Source organism: Phenylobacterium sp., assembly GCF_030681155.1.
Taxonomy (GTDB): Bacteria; Pseudomonadota; Alphaproteobacteria; order Caulobacterales; family Caulobacteraceae; genus Phenylobacterium.
The window spans coordinates 20,700-46,651 of record NZ_JAUXXE010000078.1 but is presented as its reverse complement, the minus strand read 5'-3'; the positions used below and the strand labels follow the sequence as shown (position 1 = coordinate 46,651).

Below are 25,952 nucleotides of genomic sequence, written 5' to 3'. Positions count from 1 at the left end.
GCTAGGCTCATCACATGGCGCTCGATCACTCCGGCGCCCTGGCGCACCGGACATCTGCAAACTCGATCAAATTCTGTGCAGGAAAGCCGAAAATCGGGCGCCGCAACTATATTGCTTGAGCAAATTTCGCCCCATCAAGCTTCACTACAGAATCTAATACTTACGCTTTCCAAACAGTGACGCTTTCGCAGCGATCCACACAGATTTTGTGGCGATAATTTAAGCAAACACCCGTCGCGTCATGCGCGCTTTCTGAGCTTTTGGGCCAAACAACCGCCCCCAAGTCGCCCCTCGACAGCGTCACGCCCCATGAAGGCTAGAACGTCAGCGCCCGACAAAGGGAATGCGAATTGACGTTCACCGCGATACGATCATGGAGCATGGCCGGCGCCGAGCTTGGCCTAGCCGCGCTTTCGGCGGGCGTTTTCAGCGTAGCGCTCGCAGCCTCCACGCCCTGGTGGCTCAACGACACCGCGCCGGCAACTCGCCAAGCGGCGCCCGCAGCGCCCCAGCCGCTGACACTCCTTTCATTGCAGCCCCAGACGACGGCGGCCTCGGCCCGACTTTGGAACGCCGCCAATCCTGAATTGGCCGTGGGCGCCGCGGCCACGCCTTTCGTCCTGGCGAGCGACCGCGTCGCCGATCGTGTCCGGGCCGTGAACTGCCTGACGGCGGCGATCTATTATGAGGCTGGGCATGAAAGCGCCGGCGGTCAGCGCGCGGTGGCTCAGGTCGTGCTCAACCGGCTCCGCCACCCGGCCTATCCAAAGACCGTCTGCGGGGTGGTGTTCGAGGGATCGACCCGCTCAACAGGTTGCCAGTTCACCTTCACCTGCGACGGTTCGCTGGCGCGCGCGCCAACAGCGGCCGGCTGGCGCCGCGCTCAAAGCGTCGCCCTGGCGGCTTTGGAAGGGCAAGTCGATCCCGAGGTCGGCTACGCTACCCACTATCATGCGGACTATGTGGCCCCCTATTGGAGCCCCAGCCTGCAGAAGGTCGCGACAATCGGCGCGCACATCTTTTACCGACGGCCCGGCGGCGATGGCCAAGCCGGCGCCTTTGCAGGCCGCTACCTCGGGGGTGAAAGCGACGAAGGTTTGCGGCCCGCCGCGCTAGACACGGCCGCCTTTGCATTGGAGGCCGTCGCGGTGGAACCAGCCACGCCAGCGCCCGAGCCGCGCCAGATCGTGTCGGAGGTGGCCGAGATCACCGTCGCCAAGCTCGACGAAACGCTCAAGGCGGCCCCGAACAGCTTGCCCGCCAAGGCCTTGAAGCAACCCCCCGTCCAGGATGAAGGGCGCGCGCGACTGGCCATGCCACGCGACAGCTTCTGAAACTGCTCCCTAGCGATCGGCGGCGAACACGCCGATCGCGGCGCCGGCGCCAACGCTTGGCGGATCGATCAGGCGCCTCACCTCCAAGGTGCGGCTTGCCATGCCCGCAGCAAACACCACCGCGATAGTGCGCTTTATTTCGATCTCGGCCGCGCCCTGAGTCGCCTTGCGGCCAGCGCCAACAACTTCGCCGTCTTCGTCATAGACTCTCCACCGCCAGCCAAGTTCGTCCTGAGCAAGTGAATAGGCATAATTGTCGGCGACCATTGATCCCTCACAAGGTAACGCTTGATCTGCTTCCTCAAGCCTCAGCGAAACCTGGACGAAGTCAACGCTCCGCAAGCCGGGACCCCGAACCGTAGGCAGGGCGCCCATTTCGTGGGCTGCATCTGGCGATCCAACACGCGATCTCGCCGGCAGCCTCGTGCATCCCAGAGTGGCGCCGGCCAAGTCGCGGTGGAATGCGTAACATCAAGACGTGGCGTTAGGCGTGTGCGAAGCTTCACTGTATTCCGACGCCACTCAATGATCGCAGCGAGGAAACACAGAGATGTCCCGCTTGCCGTTCGTCACTGGCCCTCTGCGGCGCGCGATCGCCCGCGCGCGCTCTGGCGGCGGCTGGATATTCAACTGGCGGCTGCTGCTCGCCCTGCTGGTGAACCTGCTGGTCTGGTATGGACTGATCCGCCTTGTCGCCGGCCGCTAGCCGGCTCAAAGCAACTCGCAGGCATCTTCGAAAGCCAGCCTTGGAAGCCTAGGGAAGATATCGGCCTGCGAGGCGTAGCCTAGGCTACAGATGAAGTTCGTCAGATTTTGTCTGGAGGCGATTAGCCAAGCCCAGGCATCCTGCGGTCCAGCCGCACGTTCAGGCTCGGATCAGGAGTCCCACATGCGATCGCTCTTCACCGCTTGCGGCCTCGCCGCCATTAGCCTTGCCGCCTGCACTCAGGGCTCGCCCGAGCCGTTCGCGGGGTTTGGGCCAAAGCCCGTCCTGCCTGAGCCGAAGACCAGCCCGATCCCAACGCTCAACGCACGCCAGGCGGTCGGCTGGCCGGCGGGTGCACAGCCAACAGCGCCGCAGGGGTTCACCGTGAGCCGGTTCGCCGGCGACCTCGCCCATCCGCGCTGGTTGTTGGTGCTGCCCAACGGCGACGTGCTGGTCTCCGAGGCCTCGTCCGAGGCCTCGTCCGGCGGCGGCATCCAGGGATACGTCGCCAATCTGCTGCAGAAAAAGGCGGGCGCGATCCAGCAGAGCCCCAACCGCATCCTGCTGCTGCGCGACGCCGACGGCGACGGCGTGGCCGAGATGCGCACGACCTTCGCCGAGGGCTTGCAGCGCCCCTTCGGCATGACCTTGGCCGGCGGCAAGCTCTATGTCGCCAATGACAACGGCGTGGTCAGCTTCCCCTATGTCGACGGGCAGACGAGCGTTCAGGGCGCGGGCGTGAAGGTGTTTGATCTGCCCGGCGGTCCGATCAACCATCACTGGACCAAGAACGTGGTGGCCAGCCCCGACGGCTCGAAACTCTACGCCACCGTGGGGTCGAACTCGAACGTCGGCGAGAATGGTATCGAGGCCGAGGCCGGCCGCGCAGCCATCGTCCAATACCCACTCCCCGCCGGGCCAGCGCGCGTGTTCGCATCGGGCCTGCGCAATCCGAACGGCCTGGACTTTGAACCCGCCACCGGCTTGATCTGGACCGCGGTCAACGAGCGCGACATGCTCGGCGACGACCTGGTCCCCGACTACATGACCAGCGTGCGCGACGGCGACTTCTTCGGCTGGCCCTATAGCTATTACGGCCAACACGTGGACAGCCGGGTGAAGCCGGCACGGCCGGATCTGGTCGCCAAGGCGCGCGCCCCGGACTACGCGCTGGGTCCCCACACAGCCTCGCTAGGCCTCACCTTCTACCGCTCCGACCTGTTCCCGGAGCGCTATAAGGGCGGGGCCTTCGTCGGGCAGCACGGATCCTGGAATCGCCGCCCGCCCAGCGGCTATCGCGTCGTCTTCGTCCCGTTCGCAGGCGGCAAGCCAAGCGGCCCGCCCGAGGTGTTCCTGACCGGCTTCCTGAACACCAGGGACGAGGCTCAGGGCCGCCCGGTCGGCGTGGTGGTGGACAAGACCGGCGCTTTGCTGGTCGCCGATGATGTCGGCAAGGCGGTATGGCGTGTGGCGCCCACACGCTAACTGAGCGTCAGCCGAAGGTCTTGCGCAGGCGCACGAACAGGCAGCGTCCCCATTCCAGGTTCCGGACGTCGGTATAGGCGAGCACGCCGAGGTCACGCGGCCCCAGATAGACCTCACGGATACGCTGCACGTCGCGGCCGGTGACGTTCTGCAACTCCACCCGCAGGATCAGATCGGGCCTCGGCTTCACCTCGGCGTAGACCGTGGCGAAGGCTTCGAGCTTGCGCGTCTCGATCTCGGTCAGGCGATAATAGCTCTCACGGAAACCACCGAGGACGTCGATCCCCCAATTGGCCTTCAGCGCCGGCAGGTCCTGGGTGAAGTGAAGCTCCCAATCGACGGGATGCAGGCCGGAAATCTCGCGCGCGTCCCCCGTGGTCGGATCGATCACCTCCGAGCGCCGCCACGTCGCCTGGCCCTTGATGGTGGCGCGCTTCAGCAGCAGCCGGTCGAGCGGCGCCGAGAGACTTACCGCGACCTCGTCCTTAGTCCCATCGCCGATATTGGCGGGACCGTCGGCGACGACCAGACCGACGCGAATGGGCGCGCGGTCGATCACATCGGTCAGCTCATAGTGGCGCAGCGTCAGCACCGCCGCGCCCGAGGTCCAGAACCTGCGCTCATAGGCGCCCTCGATCACCCAGGCCTGCTGCGGCGAAAGATCGGGATTGCCGGCGATCAGCACCCCAGTGCTGGCCACCGAGGAAGAGGCGACAAAGTCATCGAAATTGAGCTGGCTGACCTCGCGCTCCAGACGCCCTCGCCACTGGTTCAGCGGGCTGGGCGCCCAGGTCACCGCGAGCCTTGGCTTGGTGAAGCTGAGTGATTTCTCAAGATTGACGTCGCCGGTTGAGGTGATCTTCGACACCTCCTGCCGGAGCGCGCCCTCGATCGTCAGGTCCGTGCTCGGCCGCCAGGTCGCCACGACATAGGGCTCGGCCCGCGCCTCCTCCACCCGCACATCGGCGGCCGGCACCACCACCTTGAAGCCGTTGACGATCAGGGTCGTGTTGCTGTCCAGAGCGTTGAAGGCGCCCTCGACGCCAGCTTCCAACGCAAGGTCGCTCGATATCCGCCGGCGCAGGTTCACCCGGCCGACCGTTTCGGTAACCTGCTTGTCGCTGTGGAACAGCCGGTCGACGGCCGCCGACTCGAACCGCGCCTTGGTGTCGAGATTGTTCCACTGCTGGAAGGCCAGCGCCTCCAGCGAGGTCGCGCCGAAGGTCCGCACGAAGCGCCCGCCAAGTTCGGCCTGGAGACGATCCGGCGTGATGTATTCGTATTCCAGCGCCGGGCCTGGGACGCTCAGGCGATCATAGATCTCCGAGGTCGAGGTGGTTTTCATATAGGCGCCGTTCAGCCGCAGCCGGCCACGCGCCATCGGCGTTTCGAAGGCCCCCGTCACCCATTCCCGCAGCCCCTGGCTGTCGGCGTCCACATCGGAGACGATGATGGGCTTGCCGTTCGGTCCGTAGCGGACACGCGGCCCGTCGCCGAGCGTGTCGTCCGGCCCCTTGCCGTTCACCATGGAGAGTTCAACGAGCTTGCCGTCCCAACGCCATTGCCCCTCGGCGCGAAACGCATTGAGGACCCGCCCGTCATAGAGCGGCTGGGTCGAGAAGCTCGCGGCGCCGCGCGCGCCAGCGCCCTGCTTGCGGACCACGTTGGCGATGACGGTCCGCCCCTGCATATCAACGCCGGGCGCGCCGCCCCGGATCACGTCGATCCTTGCGACCGATCCGTGAGGGATGCGCTTGAGGATCTCTTCCAGGGTGTCGTTCTTGGAAACCGGCGGCTCGCCGTCGATCAGCACATTGCCACTCGCGCCCGCCAGGCCGCGCACCACCGCGCCCTTGTCGAAGGAGAAACCCGGCAGGCGCTGCACCATGTCGAGAGCCGTCGATGGCCCCATCTCGGCAAAGAAGGCCGGCGGATAGGCGATCACGCCGACGGCTGCGGCGGGCTGTTCCTGGGCGACGGCCAAGCTTGATACGAACGTCACCGCTAACGCGGCGGCAAAGGCCATCTTCATTACTCGGGGCTCCCCTCCCCTTGCGGCCAAGGTTAGGCGGGATTGCATACCGAAGGCGAGAAAAGGTTCGTGGGCTGAGCGAAATTGGCCCGCCCGTGAGGCGCCGACGCTACAGCGCCTAGACCCGGCCGGTCACCGGCAACAGCGCGCCAGTTATCGCGCTGGCCTCTTCGGACGCCAGGAACAGGATCGCCGCCGCGAGCTCGCTGGGAGACACCCAGGATGCAAAGTCGGCCTTGGGCATGTCCGCGCGATTGGTAGGGGTATCGATGATCGAGGGCAGGACCGCGTTGACCGTTATTCCGTCAGCCTTCAGTTCCTCGGCCAGGCTTTCGGTCAAGGCGTGAACGCCGGCCTTGGACGCCGCATAGGGCCCCATGCCGGCCGCGGCCTTCAGCGCGCCATTGGCGCCGATATTGACGATCCGGCCTGCGGCGCTGCGCCGGAGATACGGAATAGCTGCTCGGCTGGAATTGGCGGCGGTTTGGACGTTCATCAAGAAGAGCCGATGCCAACCGGCCATCAGGCTGTTCTCCAGCGTCTCCCACTTGAAGCCGCCGGCCACATTGATCAGGGCGTCCAGGCCGCCGAACCTGTCGGCCACCGCGTCGATAGCCGCGCTGGCGGCCACCGCATCGGTGAGGTCCACGCCGCCCAGCATCAGGGCGTCCGGACCGCAATCCTTCAACACCTCGGCATGATCTGCGAAGTCGATCAGGGCGACGCGCGCCCCGCGTTCGGCGGCGGCCTTGGCCACCGCCGAGCCCAGAACTCCGGACGCACCTGTGATAGCGAAGATGCGTCCGGTCATGGCAAGTCCTGTCTTAGAGTCGTTCGACGATGGTGACGTTGGCCATACCACCGCCCTCGCACATCGTCTGCAAGCCGTAGCGGCCGCCACGCTGTTCCAGGCCGTTCAGCAGAGTGGTCATCAGCTTGGTGCCCGAGGCGCCAAGCGGGTGGCCGAGCGCGATGGCGCCGCCATTGGCGTTCACCCGGGCCGGATCGGCCTTCAGCGTCTTAATGAAGGCGACCGGGACCGAACCGAAGGCTTCGTTGACTTCAAACAGGTCGATGTCGTTCACGCTCATGCCCGCCTTCTTCAGGGCGCGCTCGGTCGCCGGGATCGGGGCTTCCAGCATGATCACCGGGTCGTGACCGAGCAGCGACAGGTGGTGGATGCGGGCCAGCGGCTTGACGCCCAGTTCCTTCAGGCCCTTTTCCGACACGACCATCACGCCCGAGGCGCCGTCGCAGATCTGGCTGGACGAGGCGGCGGTCAGGCGGCCGCCCTCCCGCAGCAGCTTCACGGCCTTGATGCCGTCGAGACTGGCGTCGAAGCGGATGCCTTCGTCGATCGTGTGGATCGTCACATTGCCTTCGGCGTCGGTGATCTCAAGGCCGACAATCTCGTTCTTAAAGGCCCCGGCCTGGGTCGCGGCGATCGCACGCTGGTGCGACTGGTAGCTGTACTCGTCGATCTCATCCTTGGTCAGGCCGTACTTCTCGGCGACCATTTCGGCGCCCATGAACTGGCTGAACTGGATGTTCGGGTACTGCTTCTGGATGCCGGGGCTCATGTAGGAGCCAAAGCCGTTCTGAGCCGGCAGGGCGGCCGAGAGGCCCATGGGCACGCGGGTCATGCTCTCGACGCCAGCGGCGATCACGACGTCCATGGTGCCGCTCATCACCGCCTGCGCGGCGAAGTGCAGGGCTTGCTGGGAGGAACCGCATTGGCGGTCGACGCTGGTGCCCGGAACGCTTTCCGGCAGGCGCGAGGCCAGCACCGAATTACGCGCGACGTTGATGGCCTGTTCGCCCACCTGGCCGACGCAGCCCATGACCACGTCTTCGACCAGGGCCGGGTCGGCGCCCGTTCGGTCCATCAGGTCGTTGAGCACAGCCGCGCCCAGATCGACCGGGTGCCAATCCTTCAGCTTGCCGCCCTTGCGGCCGCCAGCCGTACGCGTCGCTGCGACGATATAGGCTTCGCCCATTGTTCCGCTCCCGAGTTTTGCGCGTCTATCGCGCTTCGAGAGGTAATTTAGGTACGCGACGCGGCGTAAGCCAACGACCTAGGAAAAGGTCGCCTTCAGGATTTTCTCGAGCCACTGGGCGTCTACCTCGTCGAACGCGGCCAGCTCCGTGGAATCGACGTCGAACACGGCGATGAGCTGTCCGGCGCTATCAAAAACTGGGACCACCACCTCGCTCGCCGAAAGGCCGTCGCAGGCGATGTGGCCGGGAAAAGCGTGAACGTCAGGCACCAGTTGGGTCTGGCCGCTGGCCGCCGCGGTTCCGCAAACGCCGCGCCCAAAGGCGATGCGTAGGCAACCAAGCGTACCTTGATAAGGTCCTACGACCAGCTCGCGCTCCTTCTGCGGGTCGACCACATAGAAGCCGGTCCAGAAGAAGGTGTCGAAACTGGCCGCCAGCATCGAGGCGACAGTCGCCATGCGCGCGGTCAGGTTGGGCTCGCCATCGAGCACCGAGGCGATCTCCTCGGCCACGGTAGCGTAGCGTTCCGCCTTCTCGGCGGGCAGGGTCAGTTCGTTGAAGGCTTCGGCCATGCCCGGCTATATACGGACCCGAATGTTCGCCCGCCAGCGGCGGCGAATTTTACCTGGAGACGATCATGGCCAATGGCATCGGTGGCTCGACGGCGCAGGCCGAACTGGCGGACCTGAAACCCTGGCCTGACGTCGCTCCGGCGATCAGCGCGCAGGAACGTCAGGCTCGCCTGGCTCATGCCCGCGAACTGATGGCTCAGATCGGCGCCGACGCCCTGATCATCGGCGCGGGCCCGAGCCTGCGCTACTTCACCGGGGTCGGCTGGGGCGCCACCGAGCGTTTGGTGGCGATGATCCTGCCGCGTGAGGGCACGCCGCGCATGATCTGCCCACGCTTCGAGCTCGGATCGCTGGAGGCTTCGATCGCGATCGAGGCTGAGATGCTGCTTTGGGAAGAACACGAGAGCCCCTACGCCCTGACAGCCCGCGGGCTGGGCGACGCCCGGACGCTCGCCATAGATCCCGCCCTGCCGTTCTTTGTCTTCGACGGGGTCCGCAAGGCCGCCCCCGGCCTAGTGCTGCTGGACGGCGCGCCGGTCGTGGACGGCTGCCGAATGATCAAGTCGCCGGCCGAATTGGCGCTGATGTCCCAGGCCAAGGCCATGACGCTGGAAGTCCACCGCCGGGCCGCGAAGATCCTGGCTCCCGGCATCACCACGGGCGAAGTGCGCCGCTTCATCGACCAAGCACACCGGGCGCTGGGGGCCGACGACGGGTCTTCGTTCTGCGCGGTGCAGTTCGGGGTCGCCAGCGCCTATCCGCACGGCCTGCCAGGCGAACAAAGCCTGTCCGAGGGCGAGATCGTGTTGATCGACACCGGATGCCGGGTCCAGGGCTACAACTCCGACATCACCCGCACCTATGTGTTCGGCGAACCCTCCCCCGAGCAGAGGCGCATCTGGGACCTGGAAAAACAGGCTCAGGCCGCCGCCTTCGCGGCCGTGAAGCCGGGTGTGCCTTGCGAAGAGATCGACGCGGTGGCGCGCGCTGTGTTGGTGGCCGGCGGCATGAGCCCCGACTATGACCTGCCGGGCCTGCCCCACCGCACCGGCCACGGCATTGGCCTGTCGATCCACGAAGCGCCCTATCTGGTGCGCGGTGACAAGACCCCGCTCGCGCCAGGTATGTGCTTCTCCAACGAGCCGATGATCGTGATCCCCGACACCTTTGGCGTGCGGCTGGAAGATCATTTCTACGTGACGGTCGACGGCGCGGCATGGTTCACGCAACCACAGCCAAGCTTAGAAAAGCCCTTCGGCTGATCACATCCAGCGGTTCGCTCAATATCGTAGTCGCAACCTGGCCGGGCGATACTGTAATCACAAGTCGTTTGACGCCGCGTAAGATACTACCCTAGCTTTCCCCCTGAACGGTCCCGCTTGACGAGGACCGTCATCAACAAGACCCCCGCCAATAATCGGGGGCCAGGGAGGGAAGAATGACCAAGGCCTTGTTGGCTTCTGCGTCCGTGCTCGCGCTTGCCTGCTCCACACCCGCATGGGCTCAGTCTTCGAGCGGCGGCCCGCTGATCGAAGAACTGATCGTCACCGCCACCAAACGCGAGGAGTCGGTCCAGGACGTGCCGATCGCGGTCTCGGCCTTCAGCGAGGAAGCGCTGCGCGCCAAGGGCATCGACACCGCCGGCGACTTGGTCCAGTCCGTCCCCAACCTCACCTTCACCCGGCGCTCGCTGCGCACCAATTTCCAGATCCGCGGGGTCGGGGCGCAACTGGTCTCGACCGGCGGCGACGACGGGGTGGGCGTGCACCACAACAACGTGCCGCTGACCTCCAACCGGCTGGCCGACGCCGAGTTCTATGATGTCGAGCGGGTCGAGGTGCTGCGCGGACCGCAGGGCACGCTGTTCGGCCGCAACGCCACCGGCGGCGTGGTCAACGTCATCACCAACAAGCCGATCGACACCTTCGACGCCTCGATCACCGCCGAGTTCGGCAATTTCGACAGCCTGAAGTACCAGGGGTTCATCAATGTGCCGCTGGGCGACATGTTCCAGTTGCGGTTGGCCGGCTTTGCGCTTCAGCGCAGCGGCTACACCAGCAACACCCTGAACGGTCAGGACGTCGATGACCGGCAGATCTGGGCCGGCCGCGTCACCCTGGGCTTCACGCCGAGCGAGAACTTCCGCGGCTTCCTGCTGTGGGACACCTTCTCAGAGGATGACACGCGCGGCGCGCGCAAGCAGCTCTGCGCCAAGGACATCGGCCTCACCAGCGTCGGCGGCGTACCGACAGGAGCAGCCCAGGCGGCGTTCACCCAGGGATGCCTACCCGCCTCGGTCTACGGGCAGGACGTCTATGGGACGACCAATCAGCTCTCGACCTTCACCGGCATCATCGCCCGGCAGATCGGGCTGCAAGCGACCGACGCCTTCGCCGGCAAGACCATCTCGCGCGACCTGCGCGAAGTCGAAGTCTATGGCCGGCCGATCTATCGGCCGCGCACCGACATCTACACCCTGAACCTGGAGTGGGACGTCACCCCCACCCTCACCGCTACATCGCTCACCAGTTACAACGAGAACGAAAGCTACTCGCGCGGCGACTCGACCGGTGGATACTCGTCGGTGCCGTTCGGGATCACCCCGTTCACGCCGACTGGAACTCTGAACGATCCGCAGCTTGGGCTGACCGACCGCCTGATGAGCGAGAGCGGCGGCACAGCCCACAATGAACAATGGAGCCAGGAACTGCGGCTGCAGTCGAACTTCGACGGCGCGATCAACTTCAACGTCGGCGGGATCTATATCGACTACAAGGCCAGCAGCATCACCTATGTCGCCACCAACGCGGCGACCGCGGCGGTCCGGGTGGTTCAGCCCGCCGCCTATGTCGATCCGCTGCGCGAACCCGACTTCACCGGCCACAACTATTTCGTCAGCCTGAGCGAGTACGAGCTGAAGTCCAAGGCGGCGTTCGGCGAGGTCTATTGGCAGGCGACCGACGACCTGAGGGTCACGCTCGGCCTGCGCTACACCGACGATGAAAAGTGGACCCGCGGCAGCGGTTCGACCCTGTTCACCCCGGGCCGAGGCCCCAACTTCACCGTGCCTCAGAGCGTTGAGTTCCAGGAAACCACCGGACGGCTGAACGTCGACTGGTCGCCCGATCTGAGCTTCACCGAGCAGACCCTGGTCTATGCGTCGTATTCGAAGGGCTACAAGGGCGGCGGCTTCAACCCGCCCGGCGTCGTGGCGCTCGGCCTCAACCCGACCTACGAGCCTGAGTTCGTCAACGCCTACGAGATCGGCACGAAGAACACCCTGGCCGACGGGCGACTGCTGCTGAACCTCACCGGGTTCTACTACAAGTACCAGGGCTACCAGATCGGCCGCAGCGTGAACCGCTCGGTCTACAACGAGAATATCGACGCGGAGATCTACGGCGCCGAACTGGAATCGATCTGGGAGCCGATCAACAACCTGCGGCTCAACGCCAACATCGGCTACCTCCACACCGAGATTGAGGAGGGCAAAGTCGTCGACACCTTCAACCGTGCCCAGGGCGATGCAAGCTACATCTACGCCAACTCGACCAATGGCGGCTGCATTCTGAACGCCGCCGGTGTCGCCAACCTCCTGCGGGTGTCTGGCGGTCCAGCCCTATTGGCTAACCTGGCCTGCGCGGGTCCCAGCATGACCGGCTCGACCATCGGAGGGCGGTTGATCGGCGCCGGCGTGCCGGCGGCGACGGCGAACGCGCTGGTCAGCGGCGTCTACAACTACGGCCCCAACGTCTCACGCTTCGCCAGCGGCGCAGGCGAAGGGGTGATCCAGGATCTGTCGGGCAATGAACTGCCCAACGCCCCGGAATGGACCGTCTCGCTGGGCGCCCAGTATCGGTGGGAATTGCCGAACGGCTGGAACGCCACCCTGCGCGGCGACTACTACCGCCAGTCGGAGAGCTACATGCGGTACAACAATGCGTTCTTTGACCGCATCGAGGCCTGGGAGAACATCAACGCCAGCCTGATTTTCGCCAATGCGGACATCGACCTGAACGTCCAGTTGTTCGTGAAAAACCTGATGGACGACAACACGATCGTCGGCTTCGACATCAATGACGAGAACCTGGGCGCGACCCGCAGCGTTTTCCTACTTGATCCGCGTCTCTACGGCATAGCGATCACCAAAGGTTTCTGACCGGGAACCTGATCCAAGGCCGAGCTTTAAATTGGGACCAGCAAACAAGGGAGCCGGGCGTATGGGCATTTTCAGCTCGATCATGGACAAAATTCTCCACCGCAAGAAGCCTGCGGCCGCGCCAGCGGCCCCGGCTCCTGCGCCGACGGCCGCTCCCACAGCCGCCGCGCCGCCCCCGCCTCCGCCTCCGCCCGAGCCGGTGGATGTCGAGGTCGTGCTTGTTGAACTCGCCGTTCAAAAAGGCGGCGGCGGCAATTGGCGGACCTCTATCGTCGACCTTCTGAAGATGCTGGACCTGGATTCCAGCCTCGAGGCTCGCAAGGAACTCGCCGCCGAGCTTGGCGTCGCCGCTGGCCCGCACGGCAGCGCCGAACAGAACATCGCCCTGCAAAAAGCGGTGTGGGTCGCCCTTGCCAAAAATGGCGGCGTGGTGCCGGCCAGCCTGCGCGACTAGGTCTACGAAGGGCGCGCCGGTCGCAAGGCCGGCGCGCTTTCTATTGGGCGATCAGTCGGCGGCTTTCCTGCAGAGGAACACGCCCACCGACTTGGTCACCGTCAACGCTCCCCCGCCCCTGGCGAACGCCTCGTCGATTACCCGCCGCAGCGCCGCCTGCTGCTCTGGCGTAGCGGCGTCTCCAGGCGGGCTTGAGGTGTGGTAGCCATAGACATCGGCCGGGTCGGTGATCCGCAGCGTGTCCGGATAGAGCCGCAGCTCCACTTCGGCGAACCGCTCGCTCAGGATCAGTTCGGCCTTCTCCAAGCTGAACGCGTCGATGGTCTCATCCCGCGCGGAGCCGCCGAACACCGCCGCGTTCAGAGCGAACAGTTCCGACATGGTGTCGCGGCCGTTCGTGGCGATCACGGCCAGACCTCCAGGTCGCAGGACACGGACGATCTCATCCACGCCCCTGGCCGGATCGGGCAGGTGATAGAGCATGTGCAGCGCCTGGACGACGTCGTAGCTGGCCGCGGCGAACGGTAGGGCCGAGGCGTCGACCGCCTCTCCTTCGGCAGCCCAGGTGGACAGTCCGCGCACCCGCGCCACGGTCTCGGCGACCATGCCGGGCGACAAGTCGGTCAGCGTGAGTTCCAAGCCCGGAGGGACGTGTTCGAGGGCGTTTGTCCAGAACCAGCCTGCGCCACAGCCAAGCTCCAGGACCTGGCCCGCAGCGGGCCATGCCGGCTGCTGGGCCACCCAGGCGAACCAGTCGCCGCGCCCGTACTTGGTGTGAAGGTTCGCCCGCGCCGCGAGGTTTGACGAGTCTCGATACTGCTCGGCCCGCAGGTATTCGGGATCGTTCCAGACCTTCTGAGTCTGCAGCGTCATCGTCGCCTCCCTGCGAGCAAAATCGGGCCGCAGAAGAGCTGGGATGGCTTTCGCTGACAAGCCCCGCCCAGGGCGAGGCCTGCCCGCGAAAAGCCGGAAGGTCAGTTCAGCGCGTCCTTGTAGATCTTGCCGTCCTTCATGATGATCAGGAAGTTCTTCGCCGGGTCCGCGACCACCTTGATGTCCTCAAGCGGATTGCCATCAACCAGCAACAGGTCGGCGAACGCGCCCTCTTCCACGACCCCGAGCTTGCCGGGATAGGGGTTACGCAGGCCGGTCATGGCGAAGAGCTCGGCGTTGGTGGAGGTGGCCATGATCAGAGCCTCGGCCGGCGTATACCAACGGGTCAGATCAACAAGGCCCTGGCCCTGTCGCTCGGCCAGCGCTTGCGAAAACAGGATGTCAGTCCCGAACGCGGTCTTGATCTTGTACTTCCGGGCCAAGTTGTAGACCCGGTCGGTGCCCGCCACGACCTGGCGCATCTGCGCCTGTTCGGCCGGACCCAGCGCGGCTGCGCCGCCAATGTCCACAAAGGGCTGGGTGCTCAGCCAGACGCCTTTTTCGGCGATCAGACGGGCCGTAGGCTCGTCGATCAGGTGCGCATGCTCGATGCACTTCACACCGGCGGCGATGGACCGCTGCACCGAGATCGACGTGTAGGCGTGGGTGCAGACAAAGGTGCCCCAGTTGGCCGCCGCCTCGACCGCGGCGTGAAGCTCGTCCTCGTTGAAGGTGGCGACGTCCAGCGGGCTGTGAGGCGAAGCCACGCCGCCGCCGGCCGTGAGCTTGATCTGCGAGGCGCCCAGCATCAGTTGTTCCCGCGTGCGCAACCGCACTTCATCGGGGCTGTCGGCGATCGCCGCGCCGCCAAGCTCTTCCACCCGGCTGTGTTCGCCCATGGCCCGGGGTAGATCGATAAGCTGTCGGAAGTCGCCATGGCCGCTGGTGACGGTGATCATCGCGCCAGAGGGGTAGATGCGTGGGCCGGGCAGCGCGCCTTCGTCGATCGCGCGCTTGAGCGAGAACGATGGGCCGCCCATGTCCCGCACAGTGGTGAAGCCGCGCATCAGCGTGGCTGTCGCCTCGCCCGCCGCCAACAGCGTCGTGTACCCAACGTCGCTTCCCAACAGCAAGGCAGGGGTCGCGCGGATCATCATGGCGTGCCAGTGGGCGTCGGTTAGCCCTGGCATCAGCACACGCCCGCCACCGGCGATGACGCGCACATTCGGATCGGCGGCTATCGGGCTTGTCGAGATGCGCTCGATCAGATTGCCCCTGACCAGCACATTGGACGGCGAGGAGAGCGTGGCGCTCTTGCCGTTGAAGACGCGGACATTCTGAAAGAGAGTGGCGCCGCCATCAGCGGCCGGCGTAGCCGCACGGCTAGCTTGAAAAAGGCAAAGCGCGATCGCGACGCCGAGGGCCAGCGAGGTCAGCCAAGCTTGTTTGGCCGGCCGACGAGTTGAAAATTGCGACTCTGAAATCGACTTACTAATTGAAACCACAGGCGAACTCCCATTTTCCCTTGGTGCGATTTGGATGTCATCGACGAGTGGGAACCTCGCTGTCTTACGGGAACAGCAAGGGACGCATCCTGATCTGGCCCGCCATCACAGCCGATGGCAAGCGCTGAAGGCGTAACTAGGAGTTGCTCATCTACTGGGCGAGTCCGGCTGGCCGGGCGTCAGTCCCGCCCATCGCCTGAGGCTGTATGGTCAGGCTCCGCCAATTCCGGCTCTGTGCGCCCGCGCCGCTTTCTCAGGGCCAGGAATAGCCCCACTGCTCCGAGGCCGATGAGGAGGATGCCAAGCGGGGCCAGAATGAAGTTCAGCATTGAACGTCACCTGCAGGCCGAACGGTGAAGTTGGAAGATATTGCCCTCATCTCTGATCGACCTGTTGTTTCTATCCCTGGCGACTAATGACGCTTGTGAGATAGTGCCGAAGACGCCCGCCGCTAGACCCTATATGTGGCCCATGAGCTGAAGGGCGCTTTGAGTCCCTGGCCGCCGGGCCAGGACGGGTGAGGAGATCGAGATCAATGTTGCTTCGATCCGTGAGCGTCCCGGGGACCCAGCGCCAGCGCGAGCGGCGCCTGGAAAACGTCAAGATTCTCCGCTGGGCCCTGCCCGTAGCGGCCGGCGTTCTCTTGATCCTCTGCATCGTTCAAGTCGCCCTGAGCATGATGTCGGCGCCGACGCAGGAGGCTGAACCGGCCCAAGTGTCCAGGATGCTGAAGCCGCATTTCTCGGGCACGAACCCTGACGGCCGTACATTCAGCATCACCGGCCGCGAAGGCGTGCGAGACGAAAAGCGCGCAGGGCGGATCGTCATCGCCGACCCCGTCATCGTGCTCCGCACCGCCGACGGCGGTATGAAACAGGCCACCGCGAAGTCCGGCGTCTATGACGAACCTGACCACACCCTGATCCTGACTGGCGAGGTGAAGATGGACAACGGGGCAGGCTCGCGCTTCACCGCTCAGGAAGCCCATATCGACACCCGGACGGGCGTAGTCAGCGGCCAAACCGGCCTGCAGATCGCGCGAGACGACGCACAGGTTCAGTCGGGCTCCTACACGGTGGAGAACAAGGGCGATCGCCTGATCCTCAAGGGCGGCGTCAGCGGACGCCTGACCCCGCCGCCACGCTAGACGAAGCCGTCATGGCTTTGCGGGGCACGAAAGATCCGTTGCGGTCGTGCGAAGACTGGGCCAATCGGCACACGTCATGAACGCGCCCGCGCCCAAGGTCTGTTTTCTCTATATCGCGCAGACGCACCAGATCCTGCACAGCCTGCCGATCGCCATCGAACTGGCCCGCAACTGGCCGCAGTTCGACGTCCATCTCGCGGCGACCTCGCAGGCCCACCTGGACTATATCGACGAGGCGCTGGCGCAGTTGGGCGACGCGCCGCTGACCACCCGGCTGCTGGGTCCGAAGTGGCTGCGCGACATCCGTCCTGGCCGGGCCACGACGCCGCCCAAGGCCGCGATGCTGGTCGCCAATGCACGGCTGCTGGCCGGTTACGACGCGGTCGTCACGCCGGAACGCACCACGGCCCTATTGCGGCGACTGGGCGTGAAGCGGACCAAGCTGGTCTACACCCAGCACGGCGCCGGTGATCGTGGCGGCCCCTTCGAGCCCCGGCTCGGCCTCTTCGATCTGGTAATGGCGGCTGGGCCAAAGCAACGCGACCGCATGATCGACAGCGGCCTGGTGGCGCCCGAAAACTGCGCAATGGTCGGCTATCCGAAGTTCGACATCGTCGAGGCCCTGTCGCCGAAGCCGAAGAACCCCTTCACCGACCAGCGGCCGATCGTGCTCTACAATCCGCACTTCGACCCGAAACTGAGTTCATGGCCGCGATGGGGAGCCCAGGTGTTGGAGCGGTTCGCCGCCGACGACCGCTACAATCTGATCTTCGCCCCGCACGTGAGACTGTTCGACCAGGCCGGCGCCCCTGACGTGGGTCCCGTGAACCGTTTCGCCGACCATCCGCGTATCCATATCGACCTGGGCGGACCGGCCGCCATCGACATGACCTATACCCGCGTGGCCGATGTCTATCTGGGCGACGTCAGCAGCCAGATCTACGAGTTCCTGCGCACGCCGAAGCCGGCGATCTTCCTCAACGCCCATGGCGTCGACTGGGCCGCCGACGAAAGCTATCGGCATTGGCGCTACGGCCCGGTGCTGGACAATGTCGAGGCCCTGCCGGATGCGGTCGCCACGGCGATCGCAAGCCATGGCGACTATCTGGCCGAGCAGCAGGCCGGCTTCGCCTCGAGCTTCGACCTGCAACCGCGGTCATCTTCGCTAAGAGCGGCCGAAGCCATCGCCGTCCGGCTGGGCGGGCGTCCCGTTCCATGACCGCGACCTCTCCGGCCGGCCTGCTTGGCCGGGTGCTGGCCAATGCCGGAATGCTGCTCGGCGGGCGCACGCTCAACGCCGTGATCAGCTTGGGTTACATGGCGCTGGCTGCGCGCAGCCTGGGGGTAGCGAACTTCGGCGTCCTGGTCCTGATCAACACCTTCGCCCAATTCATCGGCGACGTGGCGCGGTTCCAATCGTGGCAAACCGTGCTGCAGTTCGGCCCAGCGCCCCTGGCCGAAGGTCGGCGCGCCGACTTCCAACGAGTCATACGCTTTGGCCTTGTCCTCGACGTCGCCAGCGCGGTCGCCGGCGTCGCCATCGGTGTGGTCGGAGTACTGCTGTTCGGGTCGCTGCTCGGCATGCCTCAAGGCATGGCCGGCCCGGCCGCGCTCTATGCGATCACCATCGCCTTCATGGTTCCCGCGACCCAGATCGGGCTGCTGCGCCTGTTCGACCGCTTCGGCCTGTTATCAGTGCAGGCCGCGATCAGCTCACTGATCAGGCTGATCGGCGGCGCCGTTGGGTTCGTCATCGACGCGCCGGTTTCCTTCTTCCTGCTGGTGTGGGGCGCCGGCACCCTGGCCGGCCTCATCTATGTCAGCGTCATCGCCTGGCAAGAGCTGCGTCGCCGCGATCTGATCTCAGGCTTCTCCTGGTCAGGGCCGCTAACGGCCGGCATGCCCGGCGCCTGGCGCTTCGCCGTCGCCACCAACGCCAGCGCCAGCGTCGAGGTCGCCTTCACCCATGTCGCCACCCTGGCGGTGGGCGCCCTGCTTGGTCCCACCGAGGCCGGGCTGTGGCGGGTGGCGCGCCAGATCGCCGACGCCATGGCCAAACCGGCGCGGCTGCTTATTCCGGCGATGTATCCAGAGCTCGCCAAGTTACGCGCGTCCGGCGGCGAGGCGGTGATGCAGCGGCTCGCGGTTCGCGTCGGCGTGATCGGCGGCGGGTTCGCCACCCTGCTGCTGCTCGTAGCGATCTTCGCCGGAGAACCGCTGCTGGCCCTGGTGATGGGCAAGGACTTCGCCAACGCCTCGAACACCATGGTCTGGCAGGTCGGCGCGGCGGTCATCGGGGTCTGGGCCTTGCCGCTGGAGCCGATGCTGGTCTCGATGGGCAGGCCAGGCGCGGTGCTTCAGGTCCGCCTGGTCGTGGCCGCAATCTTCCTGGCCGCCCTCTCGCCGATCGTGAACACATATGGGCTTCCGGGCGCCGGCGCGGCCCTGGTGGGCGCCTCCCTGGCCACGGCGCTCGGAATGTTCTGGAGCCTGTGGCGAGTGATGCGGCCTAAAGACCCATCGCGCCGCGCGTAGTAAACTCTTGCGTTACCAGCCGGAAGCGGGCGAAAGCCGACCTGTCATGATTACGCCCACCGCGCCCGACCGCGCCATTCGATTGGCCGACTTCTCCACGCTCGTGGAGGCGCTGGATTTCGCCGCCAAGGGCGATACGGGCGTCAATCTCTATGGGCTGCGCGGCGAGCTCGCCGAAGCCTTGCCTTACCGCGAGTTGCGGGTCGCCGCCCGTGAGATCGCCGAGCGTCTCCTGGCCGCCGGCTTGTCGCCCGGCGACCGTGTGGGGCTGATCGCCGAAACCGACGCCGACTTCGTCCGCGCCTTCTTCGCCTGCCAGTATGCGGGCGTCACGCCGGCGCCCTTGCCTCTGCCCGCGCCGCTCGGCGGCCGCGCCGTCTATCTCGACCAGATCCGCCGCATGTTACAGTCGGCCAAGGCCAGCGCCCTGCTGGGCCCGGCCTCGATGGACGCCTGGCTGAAAGAGATCGCAGAGGGCCAGGACCTCACCTTCGCCGGGCCGCTGGCTGAGCTTCCCGCCTCGCAGGGCCTGGACCTGCCGGTCATCGCACCCGACGGTCCCTGCTATCTGCAGTTTTCCTCGGGCAGCACGCGCTTCCCGACCGGCGTGCTTGTCACCCACCGCGCCCTGATGGCCAATGCGACGGCGATCACCCGCGACGGCTTGCAGGTGCGTCCGCAAGACCGCGCCATCTCGTGGCTGCCGCTCTATCACGACATGGGTCTCGTCGGGTTCCTGCTCAGCCCGCTGTCCGCGCAGATGTCCGTCGACCTGATGCCGACCGGCGCCTTTGTGCGACGCCCACTGCTCTGGCTCGACCTGATCGGTCGCAATGGTGCGACGATCTCCTACAGCCCGACCTTCGGCTATGAGCTCTGCGCCCGGCGCGGGGAGAACGCGGCGCTGAACCACCTCGACCTCTCCGGCTGGCGCGTCGCCGGGCTTGGCGGCGACATGATCCGCACCAAGCCGCTCAAGGACTTCGCCGAGCGGTTCGCCGCCGCTGGCTTCTCGCCCACCGCCTTCGTCGCCAGCTACGGCATGGCCGAGGCGACGCTCGCGCTCGCCATGGCCCCGCTGGGCGAGGGCCTGATCGCCGAGACCCTGGACGTCGAGCGCCTGGAGAAGGACGGTCTGGCGGTCGAAGCGCCCCAGTCGCCTCGCACCCGCGATTTCGCCCGCAACGGCCCGCCCCTGCCCGGCCACGAACTGCAGATTCGTGACGACCGAGGCGAAGTCCTGCCTGAACGCCAGGTCGGCCGGGTATTCGCGCGCGGCCCGAGCCTGATGGTGGGCTATTTCGAGCAGCCTGAGGCGACCAGTCACGTGCTGTCTGCCGATGGCTGGCTGGACACCGGCGACATCGGCTACCTCTCCGATGGCCAGATCGTCCTGACCGGTCGCAGCAAAGACCTGATCATCCTGAACGGCCGAAATATCTGGCCGCAGGACCTGGAATGGACGGCCGAGGCCGAGATCGCGGGCCTGCGCAGCGGTGACGTAGCGGCCTTCTCGGCGCCGACCGATGGCGAGGAAGCGGTGATCGTGCTGGTCCAGTGCCGCAGCAGCGACCCGGAGGTCCGCGAGCGTCTGATCCAGGAAGTCACCGACCTGCTGCGGCTGCGCCACAGCGTCGAACCCCAGGTGAAGCTGGTCGGCGGCCACGCCCTGCCCCAGACCTCATCGGGCAAGCTCAGCCGCTCGCGGGCCAAGGCCGCCTATCTCGCCGAGCTGGGCGAGAGGGCGACCGTCTAGTCATGGCCGCCGGCCTGGTGGCGGTGACGGGAGCCACCGGCTTCCTCGGTCGCCACCTCGTCCGCGAGCTCGCCACTAGCGGGTGGACGGTTCGAATTCTCGCAAGACGAGATGTCATTCACCCGCTCTGGCGCGACTTGGAGGTTGAGGTCGTCCTGGGCGATCTCGCCGACGCTGGCGCCCTGGACCGCTTGTCCCGCGACGCCGATCTTGTCGTCCACTGCGCTGGCCTGACCAAGGCCTGGACAGCCGAGGCGTTCAACGCCGTCAATGTCGAGGGCGCCCGCCGGGTGGCCGAACGGACCACCGGGCGCATGCTGCTGGTCTCCAGCTTGACCGCGCGCGAACCGACCCTTTCGGACTACGCAGCGAGCAAACGCGGCGGCGAAGACGCGGCCCGCACCGTGCTGGGCGACCGAATCACTATTGTCCGTCCCCCCGCCCTCTACGGTCCGGACGACCCCGAGACGCTGCCGCTATTCAAGCTCGCCGCCTCCAGCCCGGTGCTGCCGCTGCTCGATCCAAGGGCGCGAATCGCCATGATGCATGTGCAGGACGCGGCGCGGCAGATCGCCGCTATGGCTCAGCTGAATGCGCCGCTCACGGTCAGTCTTTCAGACCAGAGGCCAGGCGGATACAGCTGGCGCGAGGTCATGCAGACCGCGGCTGGCGTGTTCGGCAGATCGCCCCTACTCCTTGAAATTCCAGGGTTTGCGCTCTCGATCGCCGCAGCCGCGGCGCAACTGGCGCCCCGTTCGGGCCCCGCTCCGATGATCACGTCCGCCAAGGTGCGAGAGATAACGCACGCGGACTGGTCGATCGCGCCGCACGAGCAACCTATTGAACTTCCAGCCGCCAGCTACGATCTCGCAGACGGCTTCCTACAAAGCGCCCGGGGCTATAGGTCCGGTGGCGTCAACTTTGGCAACTCAACGATAATCAGCGAAAAGATGCAGCTGACCTACTCGGCGGACGACGCCAAATATGCGACGTTCGCGGATGATCGTTCGAGGGGGACGTATCGCTAATCATGGACTTGATCACCAACCCAACCGTGCTCGAAGTCGCGCGCGCCGCTGAGGTGGTTCTTGGCCGCAGCGTTCACGTGACCGCCGCCTCGGACATTTCCCGCGATCTCGCGGTCGATTCACTCGCCCTGATGAACATCGTCATGGAACTGGAAGATCGGTTCGACATCTCGATCCCGATCGACCGGCTCAGCGAAGTTCAAACGGTGGGCGACCTGTCGTCCCTGATCGACAACATTCGAAACAAGGCTTGAGCATGGCTCTGCTCGATAGACACGCAGCGTCCCGCGACGCCTACCAGGCGATCCGGCAGGCTTCGGCTGACCCGTTCAGCGTCCGCTTCGACTCGGTGATTTCGCCGACCGAAGGGGTCATCAACGGGCAAAGGACGATCCTGCTCGGCACCAATAACTACCTGGGGCTGACCTTCGATCCCGATTGCATCGAAGATTCCGTCCGCGCCGTGCGCGAAGGCGGCACCGGGACGACCGGCTCGCGGATCGCCAACGGCAGCTATGACGGCCACGTCACGCTCGAGACGGCGTTGAAGGCCTATTATAATCGCCGCCACGCCATGGTGTTCACCACCGGCTATCAGGCCAATCTGGGAGTCCTCTCCAGCCTGGTCGGCCGCGACGACCACCTGCTGCTCGACGCCGACAGCCACGCCAGCATCTATGACGGCGCGCGCATGGGCCACGCTGAGGTCACCCGTTTCCGCCACAACGATCCGGAAGACCTCTACAAGCGCCTGCGCCGTCTGAAGGACGCGCCCGGCGAGAAGCTGATCGTGGTCGAAGGCATCTATTCGATGGTCGGCGACGTCGCGCCGTTGAAAGAGATCGTCGCGGTGAAGCGCGAAATGGGCGCCTATCTGCTGGTCGACGAGGCTCACTCGATGGGCGTGCTCGGCGCCAACGGGCGCGGCCTGGCCGAGGAGGCCGGCGTTGAAGCCGATGTCGACGTCATTGTCGGCACCTTCTCCAAGAGCCTGGGCTCGGTCGGCGGCTTCGTCGTTTCCGACATGGAAGGCTTCGACGTCATGCGCGTCGTCTGCCGTCCCTACATGTTCACCGCCTCGCTGCCGCCGGCGGTGGTCGCCTCGACCGTCACCGCGCTTCGCAAGGTCCAGGAAACCCCTGCCCTGCGTCACAAGCTGCACGCAAACGCCAAGCACCTCTATGACGGCCTGACCAATCTGGGCCTGGCCACCGGCCCGAACTGCAGCCCGATCGTGGCGGTCACCATGCCCGACCAGGCCGTGGCCATCGGCATGTGGAACACCTTGCTGCAGAACGGGGTCTATCTGAACCTCGCCCTGCCGCCGGCCACGCCTGACAACCGCCCACTGCTTCGCAGCAGCGTCAGCGCCGCGCACACGCCCGAGCAGATCGAACGCGTGCTCGAAGTTATGGAAAAGGTCTCACGCGAATTCGGCCTGCTGAAGGACGAACCCAAGCGCGCCTTGGCCTAGGCCCTACGCCTAGCCTTCCAGAGCTGCCAGAACACCCCGGGGGACGCCAGGATCAAGTGGCGTTCCCGCCAGGGCGTAACGGTTATCGCCACGCCCGTGTGCCGCTCGATCTTCCACGCCGCATAACGCCCGGCGCCTTCGAAAGTGAAGGCCGCCTTGACCAGCCGCGCCAAGTTCAGCGGCTTGCCTAGCGTGCGCCGCAACCGCCAGGCGCGCAGCACGCGCGTACGCTCGACCTCGCCGAGCATTGGGCGAAATTGGCCGTCACCGCTTTCATAGGGGACATCTCCCGCCTCCCAGGCGGCCGGCAGGATGGCGTCATAGCGTTCTGGCGCATTGGCGATGATCTGCGCCTCGCGCCCCGCCGCCTCCACCCTGAACTCCGCGGCGTAGGTCTGGCGAAACAGCGCGGTCCAATAGGCCTGGGGCGCGCCTTGGGCAGGCCCCACAACGGCGGCGAAACGGGCAGCGGTGATTGCGGCCTGCGCCACGGCCAGACGCACTTGGCCTGCTATCTCCGCATTGAGCGACCACACCAGGGCGGATGGCTGGACGAAGCGAGTCCAGATGGTGGTGTCCAGGCCCTTGCCCGTCACCGCTCGGCTGAACTGCGCCACCGTCATCGAGGCGACCTTGGCGCGGTAGACCCGGCCATCGGCCTCGAACTCGTGATAGCTGACGTCGGGCCAGAGCACCCGGCCGGCCAGCCCGCGCAGCCCCGGACGCGGCGCCGTCCTCAGGACGTAGAAGTCCATCACGCCCTCGACATCGCCGGTACGCAGCACTGAGCCGTAGAACAAGACCGCGCCCGAATTCGCGAACCGCCGCGTCAGATCAGCGCCCATCGCCGCGGCGTGGGCGGGTGGAACCGCGTCCAGTTCGGCGGTGACCAGGGCGTCGAGGCTCGTCATGGCGCGAGGAACCGCATCGGCGCGCCCCGACGAACGAGAAGCTCGCCGCCAGGAAACACCTCGCCATCGACGATCACGGCCTCGGGGACCGAGACGGTCAGCCGCTCGGCCTCCTGCCGGCGATAACCGTTGCGGCCGAGCCAGGGCGCAGCACGTCCGGCCAGCAAGGTCGGAAGCGCGGCGAGCAGCAGCCGCGGAGGGCTATCGACGTCCAGCACCTTCATGGTGTCCGTAGGCGGGCCGAACGGCTTGAGGCCGAACGGCAGGCGCTTGAGCGTGGTCGCCATCAGCACGAACCGCTCGCCGATCGGCAAGGGCTGGTCGTCCACCTGGCCGGTCAGGCGCACGCCCTGCCGCCACTGGTCGCGCCGTCCCCCGAACAAGGTCCCGAACGCCGCGCCCGCCAGGGTCAGCGCCACCGACAGGCTGTGATAGGCGCCCATCTTGTGCACCGACTGGGACATCTGGGTCGCGCGAACAAAGGCGCCCAGGCCAAAGACGAAGCCACGCACGGGGTGGCGCGCGGCGTCCGTCCAGCTGACTTCCAGCGGCGTGCGGGTCTTGTAGAAGGGCTGAGCCTGGGCCGCTCGGCTCAGGATCGCGTCGAGATCCCAGCCGCGCCGCGCGCCAAGATCCAAGGCCAGGATGTTGGTCTTTCCCGAGGCCAGGATCGCCAGCACCGGGGGCTGGTCGCCATAGGCGTCGGGCAGGACGGTCAGGACCTCGCGGACCGTACCGTCTCCACCGTCGATAACCACCAGGCCAACGCCGTCGGCGGCGAACCTGCGCATATCTTCGGCCAAGGCCTGCGGCGTCGCCGGCTCGACCCAGAGCACGCCCTCTGGCCGGGTTCCGGCGGCTTGCTGACGATTGGCGTGGCTCCGTGGATTATGGACCACGCCGACCTTGGTCAGCGCGACAGCCACGACGTCACCTGGCCACGCGGCGTGATGAGCCCCTGCAGCACCTGGACCAGGTGAACCAGCAGCGACAGCGCCGTCCAGATCGCGACCAGCAGCAGGCCGATATCCGGCCGTCCGACCAGGCTCGCTCCGGTCAGCATGATCAGGTTCGGGTTACGGCGCGCGGTGATCAGCCGGAAGAAACTATCGAACGGACGCCAAGCGTGCATCTCGACCTTGAACAGGCCCAGGAACACGCCCTCCAGCATGCGCTGAACGACGTAGCCGCCGACGATGACAGCCAGGATCAGTTCGGCATGGCCGAGCGGATGGGGTCCCGCCTGGACGCCGACCAACCAGGCCCACCACCAGAACGGCGGATGGATCAGGTCGATGCCATGGTCGAAGACGTTGCCCATCTTCGAGGAGGTCAGGGTGACGCGCGCCAGCTTCCCATCGACTGTGTCCAGGAAGGTCATGCCCCAGGCCGCGACCAGGCCCCAGCCGAAGTGCCCGGTCCAGAACAGCGCGAACGCGGCAAGCACCAGCAGGAAGCTGGCGAAGGTCACCTGGTTCGGCGTCACGCCCGCCAGGGCGCACCAGCGCGTCACCACCCGGGCCGGCGCCGGCCAGACGTACTTGGTGACGAGGTCGGTCACGCCCTTGTAGGAACCCTGGAACAACCGCTTTTCGACCTCTCGGACATTGGCGGTCGTCAGACGACGAAGGATCGGCGGCTCCTTCTTGCGAAGCTCGCTGTTGTAGGTCGATCCGACCTCGAGCGCGGTCAGTCGGGGATAGTCGGGGGCGACCGCTGCGATATCCTCTCCTGCAGCCAGGCGCTCAAGGGCGACAGCCATGGCCTCGCCCTGCCCGTGGATCGCGGCGGGGACGCCGTCGTCATCGACCAGGATTACGTTGGGCTGTTGCGCCAAGGCGCGGATCAGGGCCTCGTCGAACACCCAGCGTGCATCGACGGCGAGCACGGCTTGGGTGGCGGATGCGGTCGCGCCATTTTCCTGGAGACCCAGCCGGCGAAAGATGCGCTGTAGGCGCTCAGCCGAACTCATCCCCCAGATGC

Annotated in this window: 23 protein-coding genes; 13 read left to right on the top strand and 10 right to left on the bottom strand. The window is 66.0% G+C overall.

The annotated features are described in order from the left end of the window. Nucleotides 1-380: 380 nt before the first annotated feature. Nucleotides 381-1,334 carry a cell wall hydrolase gene (locus tag Q8M13_RS20190; RefSeq protein ID WP_305302046.1) on the top strand — a complete coding sequence of 318 codons (954 nt, stop codon included), beginning with the start codon at nucleotides 381-383 and terminating at the stop codon, nucleotides 1,332-1,334. 9 nt (nucleotides 1,335-1,343) lie between these two features. On the opposite strand, the gene Q8M13_RS20185 is transcribed toward Q8M13_RS20190, so the two are convergent. Then, nucleotides 1,344-1,601: a hypothetical protein gene (locus Q8M13_RS20185; RefSeq protein WP_305302044.1), complete on the bottom strand. Its 258-nt coding sequence runs from the start codon at nucleotides 1,599-1,601 to the stop codon at nucleotides 1,344-1,346. A 283-nt stretch (nucleotides 1,602-1,884) separates the two neighbouring features. Between Q8M13_RS20185 and Q8M13_RS20180 the strand changes: the two genes are divergently transcribed. Beyond that, nucleotides 1,885-2,040, top strand: a complete 156-nt coding sequence (locus Q8M13_RS20180; protein WP_305302043.1) for a hypothetical protein — start codon at nucleotides 1,885-1,887, stop codon at nucleotides 2,038-2,040. Nucleotides 2,041-2,223: 183 nt separating this feature from the next. Further along, nucleotides 2,224-3,525 (top strand): sorbosone dehydrogenase family protein, encoded by a 1,302-nt coding sequence (locus Q8M13_RS20175; protein WP_305302042.1) that lies wholly within the window; start codon nucleotides 2,224-2,226, stop codon nucleotides 3,523-3,525. 7 nt (nucleotides 3,526-3,532) lie between these two features. Here Q8M13_RS20175 and Q8M13_RS20170 read toward each other — a convergent pair whose 3' ends face one another. From Q8M13_RS20170 to Q8M13_RS20155, 4 genes are all read right to left on the bottom strand, one after another. Further along, the gene (locus Q8M13_RS20170; protein WP_305302040.1) at nucleotides 3,533-5,557 is read right to left on the bottom strand and encodes a TonB-dependent siderophore receptor; all 2,025 of its coding nucleotides are present in this window, start codon (nucleotides 5,555-5,557) and stop codon (nucleotides 3,533-3,535) included. A 118-nt stretch (nucleotides 5,558-5,675) separates the two neighbouring features. After that, complete coding sequence (locus tag Q8M13_RS20165; protein ID WP_305302039.1) at nucleotides 5,676-6,368, bottom strand: SDR family NAD(P)-dependent oxidoreductase; 693 nt, start codon at nucleotides 6,366-6,368, stop codon at nucleotides 5,676-5,678. Nucleotides 6,369-6,381: 13 nt separating this feature from the next. Continuing rightward, nucleotides 6,382-7,554: an acetyl-CoA C-acetyltransferase gene (locus Q8M13_RS20160; RefSeq protein WP_305302038.1), complete on the bottom strand. Its 1,173-nt coding sequence runs from the start codon at nucleotides 7,552-7,554 to the stop codon at nucleotides 6,382-6,384. A 78-nt stretch (nucleotides 7,555-7,632) separates the two neighbouring features. Continuing rightward, a complete protein-coding gene (locus Q8M13_RS20155; protein WP_305302036.1) occupies nucleotides 7,633-8,127 on the bottom strand; it encodes a GAF domain-containing protein in 495 nt (164 codons plus the stop codon). A gap of 65 nt (nucleotides 8,128-8,192) precedes the next feature. Here Q8M13_RS20155 and Q8M13_RS20150 point away from each other — a divergent pair, with 65 nt between their 5' ends. From Q8M13_RS20150 to Q8M13_RS20140, 3 genes are all read left to right on the top strand, one after another. Next, nucleotides 8,193-9,389, top strand: coding sequence for a Xaa-Pro peptidase family protein (locus tag Q8M13_RS20150; protein ID WP_305302035.1), 1,197 nt, complete (start codon nucleotides 8,193-8,195; stop codon nucleotides 9,387-9,389). Nucleotides 9,390-9,565: 176 nt separating this feature from the next. Then, nucleotides 9,566-12,286: a TonB-dependent receptor gene (locus Q8M13_RS20145; protein ID WP_305302034.1), complete on the top strand. Its 2,721-nt coding sequence runs from the start codon at nucleotides 9,566-9,568 to the stop codon at nucleotides 12,284-12,286. Between the two features lie 61 nt (nucleotides 12,287-12,347). Beyond that, nucleotides 12,348-12,740 carry a DUF3597 family protein gene (locus tag Q8M13_RS20140; RefSeq protein ID WP_305302032.1) on the top strand — a complete coding sequence of 131 codons (393 nt, stop codon included), beginning with the start codon at nucleotides 12,348-12,350 and terminating at the stop codon, nucleotides 12,738-12,740. A 51-nt stretch (nucleotides 12,741-12,791) separates the two neighbouring features. Here Q8M13_RS20140 and Q8M13_RS20135 read toward each other — a convergent pair whose 3' ends face one another. Beyond that, a complete protein-coding gene (locus tag Q8M13_RS20135; RefSeq protein WP_305302030.1) occupies nucleotides 12,792-13,613 on the bottom strand; it encodes a class I SAM-dependent methyltransferase in 822 nt (273 codons plus the stop codon). A 101-nt stretch (nucleotides 13,614-13,714) separates the two neighbouring features. After that, nucleotides 13,715-15,118, bottom strand: a complete 1,404-nt coding sequence (locus tag Q8M13_RS20130; protein ID WP_305302028.1) for an amidohydrolase family protein — start codon at nucleotides 15,116-15,118, stop codon at nucleotides 13,715-13,717. Between the two features lie 535 nt (nucleotides 15,119-15,653). Here Q8M13_RS20130 and lptC point away from each other — a divergent pair. From lptC to Q8M13_RS20095, 7 genes are all read left to right on the top strand, one after another. Beyond that, nucleotides 15,654-16,265: an LPS export ABC transporter periplasmic protein LptC gene (lptC, locus tag Q8M13_RS20125; protein ID WP_305302027.1), complete on the top strand. Its 612-nt coding sequence runs from the start codon at nucleotides 15,654-15,656 to the stop codon at nucleotides 16,263-16,265. Between the two features lie 76 nt (nucleotides 16,266-16,341). Next, the gene (locus Q8M13_RS20120; RefSeq protein ID WP_305302025.1) at nucleotides 16,342-17,484 is read left to right on the top strand and encodes a glycerophosphotransferase; all 1,143 of its coding nucleotides are present in this window, start codon (nucleotides 16,342-16,344) and stop codon (nucleotides 17,482-17,484) included. Next, on the top strand, nucleotides 17,481-18,800 hold the full coding sequence (locus Q8M13_RS20115) for a lipopolysaccharide biosynthesis protein (protein WP_305302024.1): 1,320 nt from the start codon (nucleotides 17,481-17,483) through the stop codon (nucleotides 18,798-18,800). The genes Q8M13_RS20120 and Q8M13_RS20115 overlap by 4 nt, the downstream gene beginning before the upstream one ends. 46 nt (nucleotides 18,801-18,846) lie before the next feature. Further along, a complete protein-coding gene (locus Q8M13_RS20110; protein ID WP_305302023.1) occupies nucleotides 18,847-20,556 on the top strand; it encodes a fatty acyl-AMP ligase in 1,710 nt (569 codons plus the stop codon). Between the two features lie 2 nt (nucleotides 20,557-20,558). Further along, the gene (locus Q8M13_RS20105; RefSeq protein ID WP_305302022.1) at nucleotides 20,559-21,584 is read left to right on the top strand and encodes an NAD(P)-dependent oxidoreductase; all 1,026 of its coding nucleotides are present in this window, start codon (nucleotides 20,559-20,561) and stop codon (nucleotides 21,582-21,584) included. A 2-nt stretch (nucleotides 21,585-21,586) separates the two neighbouring features. Further along, a complete protein-coding gene (locus Q8M13_RS20100) occupies nucleotides 21,587-21,838 on the top strand; it encodes an acyl carrier protein (RefSeq protein WP_304812317.1) in 252 nt (83 codons plus the stop codon). A 2-nt stretch (nucleotides 21,839-21,840) separates the two neighbouring features. Further along, the gene (locus Q8M13_RS20095; RefSeq protein WP_305302202.1) at nucleotides 21,841-23,058 is read left to right on the top strand and encodes a pyridoxal phosphate-dependent aminotransferase family protein; all 1,218 of its coding nucleotides are present in this window, start codon (nucleotides 21,841-21,843) and stop codon (nucleotides 23,056-23,058) included. Here the strand turns inward: Q8M13_RS20095 and Q8M13_RS20090 are convergent. Genes Q8M13_RS20090 through Q8M13_RS20080 form a run of 3 tightly spaced genes read right to left on the bottom strand, consistent with a single transcriptional unit; the run spans nucleotide 23,055 to nucleotide 25,941 of the window. After that, a complete protein-coding gene (locus tag Q8M13_RS20090) occupies nucleotides 23,055-23,969 on the bottom strand; it encodes a hypothetical protein (protein ID WP_305302020.1) in 915 nt (304 codons plus the stop codon). The two genes, Q8M13_RS20095 and Q8M13_RS20090, sit on opposite strands and share 4 nt — an antisense overlap. Then, a complete protein-coding gene (locus tag Q8M13_RS20085; protein ID WP_305302019.1) occupies nucleotides 23,966-24,895 on the bottom strand; it encodes a diacylglycerol kinase family protein in 930 nt (309 codons plus the stop codon). Before Q8M13_RS20085 ends, Q8M13_RS20090 begins: the two co-directional genes overlap by 4 nt. Continuing rightward, complete coding sequence (locus tag Q8M13_RS20080; RefSeq protein ID WP_370870126.1) at nucleotides 24,880-25,941, bottom strand: CDP-alcohol phosphatidyltransferase family protein; 1,062 nt, start codon at nucleotides 25,939-25,941, stop codon at nucleotides 24,880-24,882. The genes Q8M13_RS20085 and Q8M13_RS20080 overlap by 16 nt, the downstream gene beginning before the upstream one ends. Nucleotides 25,942-25,952 lie beyond the last annotated feature (11 nt).